At 75.9% G+C, this 16873-nt stretch carries 8 protein-coding genes and 1 pseudogene; 3 read left to right on the plus strand and 6 right to left on the minus strand.

The window, feature by feature from the left end; translation table 11 throughout:
• Positions 1–28: 28 nt before the first annotated feature.
• Entirely contained in the window at positions 29–1699 is a 1671-nt protein-coding gene (ptsP, locus tag ACQEVS_RS04415) for a phosphoenolpyruvate--protein phosphotransferase (protein WP_433027260.1), read from the plus strand.
• Between the two features lie 72 nt (positions 1700–1771).
• Here the strand turns inward: ptsP and ACQEVS_RS04420 are convergent, their stop codons facing one another.
• Both ACQEVS_RS04420 and ACQEVS_RS04425 read right to left on the minus strand, forming a co-directional pair.
• On the minus strand, positions 1772–2695 hold the full coding sequence (locus ACQEVS_RS04420; protein WP_433015477.1) for a hypothetical protein: 924 nt from the start codon (positions 2693–2695) through the stop codon (positions 1772–1774).
• 90 nt (positions 2696–2785) lie between these two features.
• Positions 2786–4794, minus strand: a pseudogene (locus ACQEVS_RS04425) (acetoacetate--CoA ligase).
• 216 nt (positions 4795–5010) lie between these two features.
• On the opposite strand from ACQEVS_RS04425, the gene ACQEVS_RS04430 reads away from it, so the two are divergent.
• Positions 5011–7656, plus strand: coding sequence for a glycoside hydrolase family 31 protein (locus tag ACQEVS_RS04430; RefSeq protein ID WP_433015480.1), 2646 nt, complete (start codon positions 5011–5013; stop codon positions 7654–7656).
• Here the strand turns inward: ACQEVS_RS04430 and ACQEVS_RS04435 are convergent.
• The 3 genes from ACQEVS_RS04435 to ACQEVS_RS04445 all read right to left on the minus strand — a co-directional run bounded on the left by ACQEVS_RS04435 (position 7634) and on the right by ACQEVS_RS04445 (position 11197).
• A complete protein-coding gene (locus ACQEVS_RS04435) occupies positions 7634–8053 on the minus strand; it encodes a DUF742 domain-containing protein (protein ID WP_433015483.1) in 420 nt (139 codons plus the stop codon). The two genes, ACQEVS_RS04430 and ACQEVS_RS04435, sit on opposite strands and share 23 nt — an antisense overlap.
• Entirely contained in the window at positions 8050–8499 is a 450-nt protein-coding gene (locus ACQEVS_RS04440; protein ID WP_185946027.1) for a roadblock/LC7 domain-containing protein, read from the minus strand. Before ACQEVS_RS04440 ends, ACQEVS_RS04435 begins: the two co-directional genes overlap by 4 nt.
• Before the next feature lie 94 nt (positions 8500–8593).
• Entirely contained in the window at positions 8594–11197 is a 2604-nt protein-coding gene (locus tag ACQEVS_RS04445) for a nitrate- and nitrite sensing domain-containing protein (protein WP_433027263.1), read from the minus strand.
• 567 nt (positions 11198–11764) lie between these two features.
• Here ACQEVS_RS04445 and ACQEVS_RS04450 point away from each other — a divergent pair.
• On the plus strand, positions 11765–12040 hold the full coding sequence (locus ACQEVS_RS04450; protein WP_433015487.1) for a hypothetical protein: 276 nt from the start codon (positions 11765–11767) through the stop codon (positions 12038–12040).
• A gap of 167 nt (positions 12041–12207) precedes the next feature.
• On the opposite strand, the gene ACQEVS_RS04455 is transcribed toward ACQEVS_RS04450, so the two are convergent.
• Positions 12208–16851, minus strand: coding sequence for a hypothetical protein (locus ACQEVS_RS04455; RefSeq protein WP_433015490.1), 4644 nt, complete (start codon positions 16849–16851; stop codon positions 12208–12210).
• Positions 16852–16873 lie beyond the last annotated feature (22 nt).

Below are 16873 nucleotides of genomic sequence, written 5' to 3' on the forward strand. Positions count from 1 at the left end.
GGCCGGTGGTCCCCTTCGAGAGGACATGATGGAAGCAACGCTGCGAGGCGTCGGCGTCAGCCACGGTGTGGCGATCGGCGAGGTCCGGCACATGGGCACGGCGGTGCTGGAGCCGCCGGCCAAGCAGATCCCGACGGACGAGGCACCGCGCGAACAGGGGCGCGCGCGCCAGGCCGTCGAGGCTGTGGCCGCCGATCTGATCGCCCGGGGCAACCTCGCCGGCGGCGAGGCCCAGCACGTGCTCGAGGCCCAGGCCATGATGGCGCAGGACCCCGAGCTGATGGCGGACGTCGAGCGGCGCATCGCCGTCGGCAGCACCGCCGAGCGTGCGGTCTACGACGCCTTCGCCGCCTACCGGGCGCTGCTGGCCGGGGCCGGCGAGTACCTGGCCGGCCGGGTCGCGGACCTGGACGACGTGCGCAACCGCATCGTCGCCCGCCTGCTGGGCGTGCCGATGCCGGGCGTGCCCGACAGCGACAAGCCGTACGTGCTGATCGCCCGGGACCTGGCGCCCGCCGACACCGCGCTGCTCGACCCGGCGCTGGTGCTCGGTTTCGTGACCGAGGAGGGCGGGCCGACCAGTCACAGCGCCATCCTCGCCCGCGCGCTGGGCGTGCCGGCGGTCGTGGCGCTGCCGGGCGCCGGTGAGTTGGCCGAGGGCACGGTCGTGGCCGTGGACGGCAGCACCGGCGAGATCTTCGTCGACCCGAGCGAGGAGAAGCGCGCGGAGCTGACGAAGGCGGCCGAGGAGCGCAAGGCGGCGCTGGCCGCCTCCTCCGGTCCGGGTGCGACCTCCGACGGGCACAAGGTGCCGCTGCTCGCGAACGTCGGCGGTCCGGCGGACGTGCCGGCGGCGGTCGAGGCGGGTGCCGAGGGCGTCGGCCTGTTCCGTACCGAGTTCCTGTTCCTTGACGACAGTGCCAAGGCGCCGTCCGAGGAGAAGCAGGTCGAGGCGTACCGCAAGGTGCTGGAGGCGTTCCCGGAGGGCCGGGTCGTCGTGCGCGTGCTGGACGCGGGCGCGGACAAGCCGCTGGACTTCCTCACCCCGGCGGACGAGCCCAACCCGGCGCTCGGCGTGCGCGGTCTGCGGACGCTGCTGGACCACCCCGAGGTGCTGCGCACCCAGCTGACCGCGCTGGCCAAGGCCGCCGAGGGGCTGCCGGTCTACCTTGAGGTCATGGCCCCGATGGTGGCGGACCGCACGGACGCCAAGGCGTTCGCGGACGCGTGCCGCGAGGCCGGGCTGCGGGCGAAGTTCGGCGCGATGGTGGAGATCCCGTCCGCCGCGCTGCGGGCGCGCTCCATCTTGCAGGAGGTCGAGTTCCTGTCGCTGGGGACCAACGACCTCGCGCAGTACACCTTCGCCGCGGACCGTCAGGTCGGTGCCGTCTCCCGGCTCCAGGACCCGTGGCAGCCCGCGCTGCTCGACCTCATCGCCCTGTCCGCCGAGGCGGCCAAGGCCGAGGGCAAGAGCTGCGGCGTCTGCGGTGAGGCCGCGTCGGACCCGCTGCTCGCGTGCGTGCTGACCGGTCTCGGGGTGACGAGCCTGTCCATGGGCGCCGCCTCGATCCCGTACGTCCGCGCCACGCTGGCCAAGCACACCCTCGCCCAGTGCGAGCGTGCCGCCGCCGCGGCGCGTGCGACGGACACGGCCGAGGAGGCCCGGCTCGCGGCGCAGGCGGTGCTGTCCGGCGAGTGAGCGGCGCCCGCGGTCGCGGGTGACGGTGGAGTGGTGAGGGGTGCCTGCCGGGCGGCAGGCACCCCTCTCTTGTCACTCCTCTTCCCCTCCGTCGTGTTCCGGCAGTTCGATGCCCGCCTCGTACGCCACGCCGTGCTCCGGTGGGATGGGTTCGCCGGTGGCGGGGTCGGTGCAGTAGGCGGAGAAGACCTCGGCCTCGTCGAGCGGCCGGGGCCAGCCGGCGCGGAGGGTCCAGCCGCGGACGGTGGGCGGCCGGCCGAGTGCGGTGGTGCGGGCGACGATGCCGCCGGGGCAGTCGGTGGCGATGCCCGCGGCCAGGACGGTGCAGAAGACCAGGGCCGAGGGTTCGTCGAGCCGGAGCCGTCCGTCGGTGCCGCAGTCGGCCTGGAGGAGGGCGACGAGCGGGGCGTCCCCGTCGGCGGGGACGCTGCAGACGAGGTGGTGGCCGCCCGGGCCGAGGGCCTCGACGATGCGGCGCAGGACGAGGGAGGCGCGGGCGAAGGCCGTCCGGCCGGTGTCGTCGCCGCAGCGTTCGCAGCCGTCCCGGGTGAGCAGTTCGGTGGCGTACTCCCAGGTGGCCTGCCGTTCGGCCGCGCCGATGAGGGCGGGGAGCAACCGGGTGACGGGGCGTCCGTCGTAGGCGAGCGTGGTGCCGGCCGCGGCGACCTCGGCCGTGTAGCGGGTGCGGCTGGCGGCGCTGTCCGGGTCGAGGCGGAGGTCCGCGCAGTAGGCGGCGTAGTCGGCCGGGTCGAACAGGGCGACGCTGGTGTGGGTGCCCTGGGCGGCCAGGGTGCGCAGCAGGCCGTCCACGTGCCGTAGGTAGCCGGGGTGGTCGTCGAAGCCGAAGCTGGTGTAGCGCCGCATGGCGGCGAAGTCGTGTTCGTCCGCCAGGACGGCGATGGTGCCGGGTACTTCTCTGCGCAGTCGTCGGCGTGCGCTCCGCCGGGTGCGGACGTCGTCGGTGTGTGCCGCGTCGTGCCGTGTCTTGTGCGCCATGTTTCCCACTCCCCTCAGCGCGGTTACCAATGCTCACTCAGAGTAGTCGAGGGCACTGACAACGCACCGAGGGTGGGGTGGAAGGGCTGGTCAGGTGCGGCGGCGCCGGCCGAGGTCCGCGTAGAAGGAGAGCAGCGCGGGGTTGTCGACGGATCCGGGGTTGACAGCCCGTTCGAGGGGGGTGCCCTGGAGGAGGCGCTTGACCGGGACCTCGATGCGCTTGCCGGTGAGCGTGTGGGGGACGGCCTCGACGGTTATGACCTCGTCGGGGACGTGCCGCGGGGAGAGTTGCTCGCGGATGGTGCGCTTGATGCGGTCGAGGAGCGCGTCGTCCAGGGTGGCGCCGGGGGCGAGGTGGACGAAGAGGGGCATCCAGTAGCCGCCGTCGGGTTCCTCGACGCCGATGACGAGGGACTCCCGGATCTCGGGGAGCCGTTCGACGGCCTCGTAGATGTCGGCGGAGCCCATGCGGACGCCCTGCCGGTTGAGGGTGGAGTCGGAGCGGCCGTGGACGACGACGGTGCCGCGGGAGGTGAGGGTGATCCAGTCGCCGTGCCGCCAGGCGCCGGGGAAGGTCTCGAAGTAGCTCTCGCGGTAGCGCCGGCCGTCGGGGTCGTTCCAGAAGTGGAGGGGCATGGACGGCAGGGGCGCGGCGACGACGAGTTCACCGACCTCGTCGACGACGGGTTTGCCCTGTTCATCCCATGCCTGGAGGTCGGTGCCGAGGCAGGGGGCCTGGAGTTCGCCGACGTACACCGGGAGGGTGGGGACCGCGCCGGCGAAGCAGCTGCAGACGTCCGTGCCGCCGCTGACGGAGGCGATCCACATGTCCTCCGCGACCTCGTCGTGGATCCAGCGGAAGCCGTCCGGCGGCAGCGGCGAACCCGTGGTGGCGACGCAGCGGACCCGGGAGAGGTCCAGGTCGCGGCCGGGGTGGAGGCCGGCCTTGCGGCAGGCCATCACGTACGCGGCGGAGGTGCCGAACAGGGTGGCGCCCGTGCGTTCGGCGACCCGCCACTGGGCGGCGGTGTCGGGGTGGCCGGGGCTGCCGTCGTAGAGGACGACGGTGGCGCCGACGAGGAGGCCGGAGACGAGGAAGTTCCACATCATCCAGCCGGTGGAGGTGTACCAGAAGAAGCGGTCGCCGGGGCCGAGGTCGCAGTGCAGGGAGAGCTGTTTGAGGTGTTCGAGGAGGATGCCGCCCTGGGACTGGACGATGGCCTTGGGCAGGCCGGTGGTGCCGGAGGAGTAGAGGACCCACAGCGGGTGGTCGAAGGGCACCTGTTCGAAGACCGGCTCCACGTCGCCCGAGGTCAGCTCGTCCCACTCCAGAGCGCCTTCGGGGCGGCGGTGCCGAGCAGCGGGATGTGGACGACGGCGCGCAGGGTGGGCAGGCCGGCGCGGAGTTCGGCGACGGTGTCGGCGCGCTCGTGGCGCTTGCCGCCGTAGTGGTAGCCGTCGACGGTGAACAGGACGACCGGTTCGACCTGCTGGAAGCGGTCGAGGACGCTGCGGGCGCCGAAGTCGGGCGCGCAGGACGTCCAGACGGCGCCGACGGCCGCGGTGGCGAGGAAGGCGGTGACGGCCTCGGGGATGTTGGGCAGGTAGCCGCTGATCCGGTCGCCGGGGCGGACGCCGAGGCGGCGGAGCTCGGCGGCCAGCGAGCCCACGCGCGCCCGGAGTTCCGCCCAGGTGACGGGGCGCGGGTCGAGGGTCTCGTCGGTGTGCAGGAGGGCCGGTTCGCCGGCGCGGGCGGGGTCCTCGGCGGTGCGCAGGGCGTGTTCGGCGTAGTTGAGGGTGGCGCCGGGGAACCAGACGGCACCGGGCATGGCCGCGTCGGCGAGCACCCGCTCGTAAGGGTGGGTGAACCGGACGTCGCACCACTCGGCGACGGCCTGCCAGAAGGGCTCGGGGGCGGCGACGGACCAGCGGTGGAGGGCGGCGTAGCTCGCCTCGGGGTCGCCGGGGACGGGCGCGGGGGCGCCGTGCCGTTCGGCGGCGCGCGCGTGGAAGCGGGTGACCTGGGCACGGGCGACGCGGTCGGCGTCCGGCCGCCAGAGGGGCGTCGGCTGGTCGGCGTGGTGCGGTGCGGTGGTCATCGTCGCTGCTCCCGGCTGTACGCGTCGTGGGCGTGGCCGCCGTGCGGCGGGTTCCCCGGGTGTGGGCCGGCGCGCGCGGCTGACGAGGACGATGCCATGTGATCGTCTTCCGCACCAGGGTGTCGGGCCGGGCCGCCGGGAGGCGTGGGTCACCGCCGGGTGAACGGGCGGCGAACCCGCTCCGTCCGGTGGGGTGCCGGTGGCAGGGTGAACGCCATGGATGCGCATGACCTGGGACGGTCGGTCAAATGGGTGACGTCGTTCAGGACGGTGGGGGCGGCGCGGGTGCTGCGGTCGGTGCGGGCCGCGTGGTGGCGGCGGCGGGTGGACGCCGCGGAGGCGCGGGGGCCGGTGGCCGAGCGGGCGCGGGTGCCGGGTTCGGCGCTCGGGGCGGAGCCGGAGCCGGGCGGCGGGGTGGTGCGGTTCGCCCGGTCGTCGCTGCGGGTGCGGGTGGCGGCCGGGGGCGCGGTGTTCTGCGGGTGGGACGGCGCGGAGCCCGGGCCGTCGTACGCCCTGGCGGGCCCGGTGCCGGAGGCGGACGAGCGGGCGGTGCTGGAGCCGGACACGGACGGCGGCTGGCGGGTGGTGTCGGAGCGGCTGCTGGTGGTGGTGTCGCGGCACGGGGCGGTGGAGGTGCGGACGCCCGGCGGGGTGATGCTGCGGCGTGACCAGCCGCCGCGCTGGTGGGACCCGGTGAATCCGGCGGGTGCCGGGGGGAGCCCGCGGTGGACGCAGCGGTCGGAGGTCCCGGCGGACGCCCGGTTCTTCGGGCTGGGCGGCCGGTCGGCGGGGCCGCGGCTGCGCGAGGGCGCGTACCGGCTGTGGAACACCGATCCCGGGGGTTCGTTCGAGCCGGGGGACGATCCGCTGTACGTCACCATGCCGGTGCAGCTGGTGGTGGCGGACGCGGGCACGCACCTGGTGTTCCACGACAACTCCTGGGACGGGCGGGTGCTGTTGTGGGAAGGCGAGGAGGGGGCCGGTTCGGGGCACGACCGGCCGGGCCGCTGCGAGACGCGGATGTCCGGCGGGCCGCTGCGGTACTGGGTGATCGCGGGCACGCCGCCGCGGGTGCTGCGCGGCTGGGCGGGGCTGACCGGGGGCGCCGCGGTGCCGCCCGCCTGGGCGCTGGGGTACCACCACGCGCGGTGGGGATTCGGCAGCGAGGCGGAAGTGCGGCGGGTGGTGACCGGGTACCGGGAGCGCGGGCTGCCGCTGTCCGCCGTGCACCTGGACATCGACCACTACCGGGGCCACCGGGTGTTCACGGTGGACCGGGAGCGGTTCCCGGACCTGCCCGGACTCTCCGCCGAACTCCGGAAGGAGGGCGTCCGGCTGGTGTCCATCGTGGACCCGGGGGTGAAGGCCGAGCCCGGCTGGGAGGTGTACGAGGCGGGCGCGGCGGCCGGCGCGTTCGTCCGGGACGGGCGGGGGCGGCCGGTGCGCGGCGAGGTGTGGGCGGGCACGTCGGTCTTCCCCGACTTCACCGACCCGCAGGTGCGCCGCTGGTGGGGCGGGCTGTACGCGGAACGCCTGGCGGAGGGGTTCTCCGGGTTCTGGCACGACATGAACGAGCCGGCGGCGTTCGCGGCGTTCGGCGAGCACACCCTGCCCCGGTCGGCGCGGCACGCGCTGGAGGGGCGGGGCGGCGACCACCGGGAGGCGCACAACGTCTACGCGCTGGGCATGGCCCGGGCCGGCTACGAGGCGCTGCGCGAACTGCGGCCGGACGAGCGGCCGTTCCTGTTCTCGCGGTCGGGCTGGGCGGGGATGCAGCGGTACGGGGGGACGTGGTCGGGCGATGTGACGACGGGGTGGCCGGGGCTGCGGGCGTCGTTGTCGCTGGTGCTGGGGCTGGGGTTGTGCGGGGTGCCGTTCTCGGGCCCCGACGTGGGCGGGTTCACGGGTTCGCCGTCGCCGGAGCTGTACCTGCGGTGGTTCCAACTGGGCGCGTACCTGCCGCTGTTCCGCACCCACGCGGCGATCTCGGCGGGGCGCCGGGAGCCGTGGGAGTTCGGCCCGGAGGTCCTGGAGCACGCGGGGGCCGCGCTGCGGGAGCGGGTGCGGCTGCTGCCGTACTTCGTGACGCTGGCCCATCTGGCAAGGCTGGCGGGCGCGCCGTACGTCCGTCCGGTGTGGTGGCGCTCGCCGGAGGACCGGGCGCTGCGGGACTGCGAGGACGCGTTCCTGCTCGGGAACGCGCTGCTGGTGGCGCCGGTGCTGGAGCCGGGCGCCGACCGGCGGGCGGTACGGCTGCCGCGCGGCCGGTGGTACGACACGGCGACGGGCCGCGCGCACGAGGGTCCGGGCCAGGTGCTCCTCGACGCGCCCCTGGCCCGGATCCCGGTCCTCGCCCGGGCGGGGGCGGTGCTTCCGGTGGCGGGGGCGGACGGCGGGGTGGAACTGGAGGTGTGGGCTCCGGCGCCGGGAGGGACGGGCGGCGGGGTGCTGGTCGTCGAGGACGGCGAGGACGGTGAAGGGGGTGAAGAGGGGATCGAGGTGGTGCGGTTCACGACCGGGTGGCGGGACGGTGTGGTGACGGTGGAACGGGAGGGAGCGGCGGAGGTGGGGTTTCCGGTGCGGGTGCGGGGGTTTAGGCGGGGCGGGCCGCCGGCGGGAGGCGCCGGCGGCCGGGCACCGCCACGCGGTGGCCGCCCGCGTGACGCCCGCCGGCAGGTGCCCGGGGTCCCGCGCGGTACCGGAGTCAGCCGTGGGCGGGTGCGCGGTCGGAGCCGGCCGTCGTTCCGGCTCGTCCGGGGGGCTCGGCCGCTCCTGGCCGTCCCCCGGCCGGAGCGCGGCACCAGGCCGCCCCGTCGTGCCCCGCGCGTGCGCGCCCGCGTCACAGCGTGCGCAAGCCGTTGATCACCAGGCGGAGGACGCTCTCGTCGGGTGGTTCCGCCGGGGGGATCGGGCGGTCGACGCGGACGATGCCCGCTTCGAAGAGGTCGCCGACGAGGACGCGGACGACGCCGGAGGGGAGCCCGAGGCGGTCGGTGAGTTCGGCGACGGAGCGGGGGTCCTCGGCCGCGAGTTCCGCGATGCGGAGGTGTTCGGGTCCGAGCCGGTCGTCGGTGCCGTCGGGGGGCCGCACGGCGATGACGAACGCCGTGCGGTCGAGCCGGTGCTGCCCGGCGCCCCGGGTGCGTCCACGGGTCATGGTGTACGGGCGGACCACCGGGCCCGCCGCGTCGTCGTACCAGTGCTGTGGCTCGCCGGTCCTGTCAGGGGTCCCGCCGTCTCCGGCCCTCCGTCCGGTCATCCGCCGGCGGCCTCGCCGGTGCGCGGGGAGCTGGCCAGGTGGGCGCCGACGCGCTTGACGAGCAGCGTCATCTCGTAGGCGATCAGCCCGATGTCGGAGTCCGCGTCGGCGAGGACGGCGAGGGCGCTGCCCTGCCCGGCCGCGGTGACGAAGAGGAACGCGTCGTCCAGTTCGACGACGGTCTGGCGCACCTGTCCGGCGTCGAAGCGGCGGCCCACGCCCTTGGCGAGGCTGTGGAAGCCGGAGGCGACGGCGGCGAGGTGTTCGCCGTCCTCGCGGGTGAGGTCGGCGGAGGAGCCGACGGCCAGGCCGTCACCGGAGAGGACGAGGGCCTTGCGGATGGTGCCGACGCGCTCGACGAGGTCGTCGAGGAGCCAGTTGAGCTTGCCGTTTCCCGCGGGCTGTGCCGTGGCGGTGTCTGCCGACGCGTTGCGTATGGCGGTCATCGACCGTCCCTTTCGTTGGTGGTTCGTGTGCTGTCGTGCTCGGTGGGGTGCGGGGCGTCCGCCCGGCCGCGCTGCCATCCCCGTTGCAGGGAGGTCATCCGGGCGCGGACCTCCTCGGGGTCGCGCGCGGTCTCGTGGCCGGCCGGCTCGGCGTCGGCCGGGCGGGGCTCCCTGGCGAGGCTCTCCCTGACCAGAGGGGCGAGACCGGCCTGACGGACGCGGCGGGGCAGCCCGGTGGGCGGGGTGGGTTCGTCCAGGAGGTCCGGCAGGTCCCGGAGGCCCGGGAGGTCCGGGAGGTCCGGGAGATCCGCCTGTTGCGGATGGTCCGGTTGGTCCGGGCGGTCCGGATGGTCCGGGCGGTCGGCCGGGTCGCGGCGGCCCGGCGGGTCGGCGACCGGGCGGCCGTGGTCCGAGACCAGCACCGGGGCCGGGGGCGGCGGGGCAGGCCGCCGGGCGTCCCCTGGCCCGCCGCGCCACGGCCGTCCGGGGTGCCGTGGGTGCCGGAGCCGGGGCGCCCGTCGGGGCCGCGGGAGCCGAACGCCGGGGCGGGGGCCGTGGGGCGGCGGGCGGGGGGCTGGTCGGCGGGCCGGTCGTGGACCGGTGCGTCGAGCGGGACCCGCGGGCTCCAGGGCTCCCGCGGGGCGGGCGTGTCGAGGGGACGGCGTGTGTCCCGCGGGCCGCGTGGTGCGAGCGGAGTGCCCGCCTCCAGCGGGTCCGCGTCCCGTACGCCGGGCTTTTCGAGGGGCGACAGCGGCGGCTCCAGCTCCACCGGCCCTTCCTTGCGGGCCGCCTTCCGGACCCGCGCCCCCGGAACGGCGTCCTTCGGCGGCGCCTCGTCGATGAGCGCGGCGGGGATCAGGACGACCGCGGTGGTGCCGCCGTACGGCGAGGGCTGGAGCGAGACCCGGACGCCCTGGCGGCGGGCGAGCCGGCTGACGACGAAGAGGCCGAGCCGGTCGGTGTCGGAGAGGTCGAACTCGGGCGCCTCCGCGAGGCCGAGGTTGGCCTCCAGCAGGGCGTCCGGGCTCATCCCGAGGCCGCGGTCGTGGATTTCGAGGGTGAAGCCGTTGGGCACCCGCTCGCCGACGACCTGGACGGCGGTGTGCGGCGGGGAGAACACGGTGGCGTTCTCCAGGAGTTCGGCCAGCAGGTGCGTCAGGTCGGCGACGGCCGGGCCCTGGACGGCCAGCGGCGGCAGCCGGCGCAGCTCGATCCGCTCGTACGCCTCGACCTCGGAGACGGCGGCGCGGACGACGTCCATCAGCTGGACGGGCTTGCGCCACTGGCGGGAGGGGGTGGCGCCGGAGAGGATCACCAGGCCCTCGGCGTGCCGGCGCATGCGCGTGGTGAGGTGGTCGAGGCGGAAGAGGTCGGCGAGTTCGTCGTCGTCCTCGGTGCGGCGCTCCATGGTGTCGAGGAGGGCGAGCTGGCGGTGCAGCAGCACCTGGGAGCGGCGGGCGATGTTGACGAAGACGTCGGACACGCCCCGGCGCATTTCGGCCTGTTTCACGGCGGCCTCGACGGCGGCCCGCTGGAGGGAGTTGAGGGCCCGCCCGACCTGGCCGAGTTCGTCGGTCGGGTACTCCAGGCGCGGCGCCTCGGTCTCGACGTCGACCTGTTCGCCGGCGGCGAGGCGGCGCAGGACGGCCGGCAGGCGGACGCCGGAGACCTCGTGGGCCTCGCGGCGCAGCTGCCGGAGGTCCCTGATGAGGCCGCGGCCGACGCGCCAGGAGACGACGACCGAGCAGACGAGGGCGGCGAGGCCGAGCACACCGGCGACGGCGGCCTTGGTGAGCACCCAGTCGGCGACGGGTTCCAGCCGGTCCTCGTGGCGTTCTTGCGCGTCGTGGTCGAGGCGGGCGAGGTCGTCGAGGACGGTGCCGGCGATGGCCTGCCAGCGTTCGGTGTCGACGGCGCGGAGGGCCTTGGCGGGTCCGGCGGAGACGACCGCCTCCTCGGTGCTCTTCAGGGTCCGGGGGCTGGTGCCGCCCCGCCAGTAGTCGTCGAAGGTCTTCTGGTCCCGGACGGGCAGGACGGGGAGGTTGGTCGCGTAGAGGATCCTGCGTTCGGCCATGTGGTCGGCGAGCAGGCGCAGTTCACGGGCGGTGACGGTGCGGGCGGTGAGCGCCGCGGCGAGGAGGGCGTCCTCGCGGGACAGGGACTCGCGGGCGTAGGTGAGGCCCACCAGGGCGCGGCGCTGCTGTTCGAGGCCGGCGTCCTGGACGGAGCCGAGGAGGCTGAGGAAGTCGAGGTGGGGGTCGATGACCTCGTTGTACGCGAGGAAGGCGGCGTCGCGGGTGACGGTGTCGCCCGCGACCCTGGCACGCAGGGCGCCGAGGCCGGCGAGGCGGCGTTCCATGGTGCGGAACCAGTCGGCCGCGGTGGAGCTCATGTCCTCGCGCACGTCGCCGGAGGCGCCGGAGCGGAGGGCGGCGGCGGCCTTGTCGGTGGCGCGTTGGCGGGCGCGGAGTTCGGTGAGGGCGGCGGTACGGGCGCGGGCGGCGCCGGCGTTCCGGGAGCGGGGGCCGGCGAGGACGACGAGGGCCTGGCGGCGCTCCTTCTGGAGGGCGTCGACCACGGCCTCCGTCGGGTGGCCGATTCCGCGGGTGACCTCGGCGGCGGAGAGCAGGCGGTCCGCCTCCATACCGGTGATCACCGTGGCGAACACCCACAGGACGGTCAGGGACACCAATGGCACCAGCAACAGTGCCACGATCTTCCGGCGGATCGATTTCCCGCGAAAGCGCATGGACTCCCCCACTGCACCCCGCGGCGCGACGGGGGTGGTGCTCCGACAGTGATGCGGCGTGAGCCTACTACTGCGGGGATTACGCCTCGAAGGGTTGTACGGCCGCCCGGGCGTGGGGGGTTGGCCGTGTCGTCCCGAGTTCTCCCGTGATCAGGGGACTTCTTCCGGGGCCGGGCGGCTCGGAACACCGCCGGTGGCGGGGCGGGGCCCGCTGTGTGATCAAGCCGGATGGCCTGAACTCGTCCCTTTCCGGGGCGATCTCCGGCCATGGGTCGCGTGGTGCGCGGGCAGACGACAGGGCACTGAGGAGGACGTTCGCGCGCTCCGGCGCCCGCGCCCCGGCACGCGTTCTCCGATACGGGTTACTTTTGACATTCCTACGGGAAAGGCCCCGAGCGGGGGCAGCCATTGGGGAGGTGAGCCGCCGTGGACAGGGTTCGCGACGGACGACGGCCGGACGGACGCCCACGGGCGCGCGCGCCGTTGTGGACCGAGGAGCCGGTCCACCGGCCGCGGATGCCCGATCCGGTGCGGGCGGCGGCGGTACGCGCCGTGCTCCTCGTCGCGCTGACGACGACGGTCGCCATGGCGGCGGTGCTGCTGACCCTCGCCGGGTCGTGGCTGGCCTTCCCGGTGCTGGTCGCCACGGTGGCCGGCACGGTGGCGACGACGTGGGGCGTCCTCGACGTGTGGGTGACGCGTCAGGTGTGGCGCCAGAGGCACGGGGTGGTGTCCGTGCCGAGCAGTACGGCGCGGGAAATGCGGCGGGTGCGGCGGCCTAGGTATCCGTGACGGGCTGGATGGCCAGCCCTTTTGGGGTACCCCCTCCGGGGGAGCTTGAGGACAACCGCGCGGAGCGCGGTTTCGGGGGGTCCGGGGGCTTGCCCCGGGAATCGGCGAAGGTGGGGGTACCCCCTCTGGGGGAGGGACCGGGGCACAGCCCGCCGCAGGCGCCCCCCTCAGCGCCCAGCCGCCACCGGCACCGCCTCCTCCTCCGGCCGCCGGAACATCCGCGTAGCCGTGATCTCCCCGTGCACCGGCTCCGACTCCGGGTCGGCCTGCGGCAGCCCGGGCCGCAGATGCTCCTCGACGCTGATGTACTTCAGCCCCGCCCGCAGGTCCGCGTCGTTGCGCAGCCGGATGACCAGCGGGAACTCGGCGAGCGCCGTGGTGTCGAACAGGCCGGTGGTGTACAGCAGCTGGACGCCGAGGGCGTCCGCGACGGCCCGCTGCAGCTCCAGCAGGTAGGTGGCGTTGGCGCGCCCGATCGGGTTGTCGAGGAACAGCGTGCCCGCGTGCTTCTGCCGGTCCCGGCCGCGGTCGTTGCTGCGCAGCGCGGCCATCGTGCAGTACAGGGCGATGGCGGCGGTCAGCAGCTGGCCGCCGGAGAACACGTCGCCCATCTGCCCGACGGGCACCCGCTCGGCGCGCAGCACCGCGTCCGGCTTGAGGATCTCGACGGCGACGCCGCGCGGCATCAGGGCCGCCCGGACGCCGCGCAGCAGCAGCGACATGCCGTCGCGGCGCAGGTCGGAGTTCTTCTTGACGGCGGACCGGGTGGCCTCGTCGATGACCTCGCCCAGGCGTTCGGTGAGGGTGCTCTGGTCGGGGTCCTCGAAGCGGATGCGCAGGAACTCCTGGCCCGACCACTCCCCCAGCCCCTCGGGCAGCCGGGAGAGCCGCTGGGCGGCGCGGAGTGTGGTGAGCGAGGACTCGACCAGGCCGCGCAGCCGGTCGACGATGCCGTCGCGGTTGCGCTCCAGCTGGTCCAGCTCGTCGGTGAGGACGCGGAGCCGGGGCGCGAAGGCGTCGGCCCAGGCGGCGGCGTGCTCGGGCAGCGCGGCGGCGGGGAGTTCGCGGATCTGCTGGCGGGCGGGGGTGCGGACCTGCTCGTAGCGGGTGGAGTTGGCGTGCCGGACGAGGATGTCGCTGGCCTCGCGGACGGCCGACTCGGCCGCCGAGAGGTCGCCGGCGCAGCCGCGCAGCGAGCGCCGGGCCTCGGCGGCGGCCTGCCGGGCCTCCTCCAGGGTGCCGGTGTACGGCTCGGGGGCGGTCTCCTCGTCGTCGGGGGCGTTGTCGCGGAGCAGGTCGCGCAGGAGGGCGGCGGTGTCGTCGAAGCCGCCGGCGGCGTCCTCGGCGGCGCGGTGCGAGCGGAGCAGGCCGGCGTGCGCGGTCCTGGCCTCCTCCAACGCGTCGGTGTGCGCGGCGAGTTCGGCGGTGGCGGTGCGCAGCAGCTCCTTGGCCTGGTCGGCGTCGGCGGGCACCCGCTCGTCGGGGAGCTCGGTGTGGGACTCGCCGTCGGCGGGGGCGAGGCGTTCGGCCTCGCCGCGGAGCCGGCCGAGCTGCTCGCTGGCGGCGGAGGCGCGGCCTTCCAGCAGTTGGACGAGGGCCTCGGCGCGGGCGACGGCGGCCTGGCGGGACGGGCCGTCGGCGCCGTCGGTGCCCTCCAGCAGCTGGGCGGCGCGGGTGCGGACCTTGTTGGTGAGGCGGTCGAGTTCGGCGCGGGCGGCGCTCTCGTCGCTCTCGGCGCGGGCCTGTTCGGCGCGCAGGTCGGCGCCGACGCCGACCTTCTCGTACACCTGGGAGGCGGCGCGGTACGCCTCGCGCAGGGCGGGCAGCGAGTCGGTGGACGCCTCGGCGTCGTCGGTGACGTCGTCCGGGGCGCCGGCGATCTCGGCGCGCTCGGCGCGGAGGGCGCGGGCGGTGCGGTGGGCGTCGTCGGCGGCGCGCTGGGCGGTGCGGCGGTCCTCGTCGGCGGCGCGGGCGCGGTCGACGCAGGCGGCGGCGCGCTCCTCGTACTCGGCGGCCTCTTCGGCGAGTTCGCGGAGCCGGGTCTGCCAGTGGGAGCGTTCGCGGAGGCGGTGGGCGAGGCCGGCGAGGGCGTCGGCGACCCGGCGGGCCCGCTGGGCGGCCTCCTGGCGCTCGTCGCGGACCCGGGCGGTCTCGGCGGCGGTCTCGTCGGCCTCGGCGCGGGCGGTCCGGGCGGCGGTCAGCTCCTCCTGGGCCGCCTCGGCGGCGACGCGGCAGCGCTCGGCCTCGGCGGCGAGCTCGGCGAGCCGGCCCTCGGGGCAGCCGGACCGCCAGGAGGCGAGCCGGGCGGCGAGGGCGCGGTCGCCGGCGAGCCGGGCGGCGACGGTACGGATCTCCTCGTCGCGGGCGGCGGCGCGCTCGCGGAGGGCGTGCCGCTCCTCGTCGGCGGCCCGCTCGTCGTGCATGGCCGGGTTCGGCGGGACGAGAAAGACGCCACTGTCCGCTTCGGTCTCGGGCACGGGGGCGAGGAGGGCGGCGGCGGTGCCGACGGCGACGGCGGAGCGCGGCAGCAGCGAGGCGTCGGCGAGCGCCTCGCGGGCGCGGCCGTGGGCGTCGGGGTCGGTGATGACGACGCCGTCGACGAGCTCGGGGCGGGCGGCCAGGACCCGGGCGTGGTCGGCGGGGTCGACGGCCTGGGCGAGGTAGCGCCAGCCGGGGAGGGCGGGGATGCCGTGCTCGCCGAGGTACTCGACGGTGGCGAGGACGTCGGGGCCGGCCGGCAGCAGGCCGCCGTCGCCGAGGGCGCCGAGGATGCGGGAGTCGTCGGCGGCGGCGGTGCGCAGGTCGAACAGCTGCCGCTCGGCGGTGGCGACGGTGTCGTCCAGGAGTTCGCGGAGGGCGTCCGCGTTGCGGTCCAGCTCCTCGGCGGTGAGCGGGCCCGCGGCCTCCCGGCCGGCGCCTTCTTGCCCGGCGGCGCCGCGCTGGGCCGGGACCTGGCCGGCGGCGGGCTGCGGCAGGCCGAGGAGTTCGGCGAGCCTCGGCTCGGCGCCGAGCGACTCGGCGAGGCGGCGCTCGGCGTCGTACGCGCCCGCGGCGGCGGTGGCCGCGTCGGCGGAGCGGGCGGCGGCCAGTTCGGCGCGGGACTCGGCGGCGGCGGTCTCCTTCGCCCGGTCGGCGGCGGTCCTGGCGGTCTCCTTGGCGGCCTCGTAAGCGGCGGTGGCCGTCCGCTCCGCGTCGCTGGCGGCGAGGGCGGCGCGGGCCGGGTCGGCGTCGGGGGCGCTGTCGTCGAGCCAGCCGGCGCGGACGGCGTCGGCGGTCTCCTGCTCGACCTCGGCCAGCCGCTGCCGCAGGTGGCCGGCCTCGCTGCGGGCGCGCTGGGCCTCGGTGGCGGCGGCGGTGGCGTCGCGGTGGGCGGCCTCGCCGGTCTCCTGGAGGACGGCGGAGCGCTCCTCCTGCTCGTCGGCGAGGCGTTCGCCCTGCTCGGCCGCCGCGTTGAGGGCGCGGACGAGGGCGGCGGCGGCCCGGGTGCGGGCGGCGAGGGCGGGCGCGGCGTCGCGTTCGGCCTCCTGGATGGCGGCGGCGACGCGCGCGGAGCGGTCGGCGGCGGCCCGGTGCCGCAGCACGGTCTCGGCGGCCTGCCAGGCGGAGTGCAGGGTACGGGCGTCGTTGAGCTCGCGGCGCTGGGCGGCGGCGGACTTCTCGGCGGCGGCGAGCGCCAGCGAGGCGTGCCGGTAGGCGAGTTCGGCGGCGATCCGGGAGCCGTGCTCGCGGGCGGTCTCGGCGTCGGTGACGCGGTGCGCGGCGGCGGCCACCTGCTCGGCGAGCTCGCCGGCGCGGCCGCGTTCCTCGGCGGCGCGCGCGGAGAGCCGGCGGGCGAGGACGCGGGTGCGGCGCTCGGCACCGGCGTGCACGCCGCGCGCCTGGTCGCGGCGGGCGCCGGACTCGACGATGCGGGAGAGCAGGTCGAGGGAGCCGGCGGTGAAGTCGCGCTCGGCGGTGAGTTCGGCGCGGCGGCCGAGCTTGTGGGCGAAGCCGTGGACGAGGTCGGCGAGGCCGTCGGTGTCGCGGGTGTCGGTGACGGCGCGCAGCAGCAGGTCGGTGAAGTCGGAGTCGTTCTTGACCGCGAACAGGCCGGCGGCCTCGCCCTCGTCGGCGTTCATCTCCCGCTGGTAGCGGAAGAGTTCGGGGTCGAGGCCGAGCTCGCCGAGGTGCTCGTTCCAGCGCTCGTGGATCTCCTCCCAGACCACGTCCAGGTTGGGGTACGCCTTGCCGGCCTCGGTGAGGGCGTCGCGGAACCCCTTCATCGTGCGGCGGCGGCCCCGGGCGGTGGAGGCGCCCTCGGCGCGCGGCCGCATGGCGGACGACTCCGCGACCGGCAGCGCGTCCAGGCTCATCCCCGGGCCGGGGCGGAACGAGTACCACGCCTCGGCGAACTTCCGCGGGTCGTTGGAGACCTGCCGGCCGCGCCACTCACTGACCTTGCCGACGACGACCGTCTCACCGGTGAGGACGTGCTGCCACTCCAGGGCGACGTGGCCGCAGTCGTCGGCGAGCAGGAACTTGCGGAGCACACCGGAGCTGGCGCCGCCGAGGGTGTTGCGGTGGCCCGGCAGCATCACCGAGAAGATCAGCTTGAGCAAGACGGACTTGCCGCCGCCGTTCTCCAGGAACAGCACGCCCGCGGGCGCGGGACGGCGCGGCGGGCCGACGGGCTCCTCCTCGAAGAAATCCGCCTGCGCGGGCGCGGGCGACGGCACGGGCGCGCCCACCCCCCGCAGGTCCAGCACGGTGTCGGCGTAGCGCGCACCGGCGGGCCCGATGGAGTAGAGGCGGACCCGGGACAGCTCGTACATGGCGGACTCTCGTTTGTCTTCG

This window comes from Streptomyces sp. CA-181903, from assembly GCF_050937075.1.
Lineage (GTDB): Bacteria > Actinomycetota > Actinomycetes > Streptomycetales > Streptomycetaceae > Streptomyces.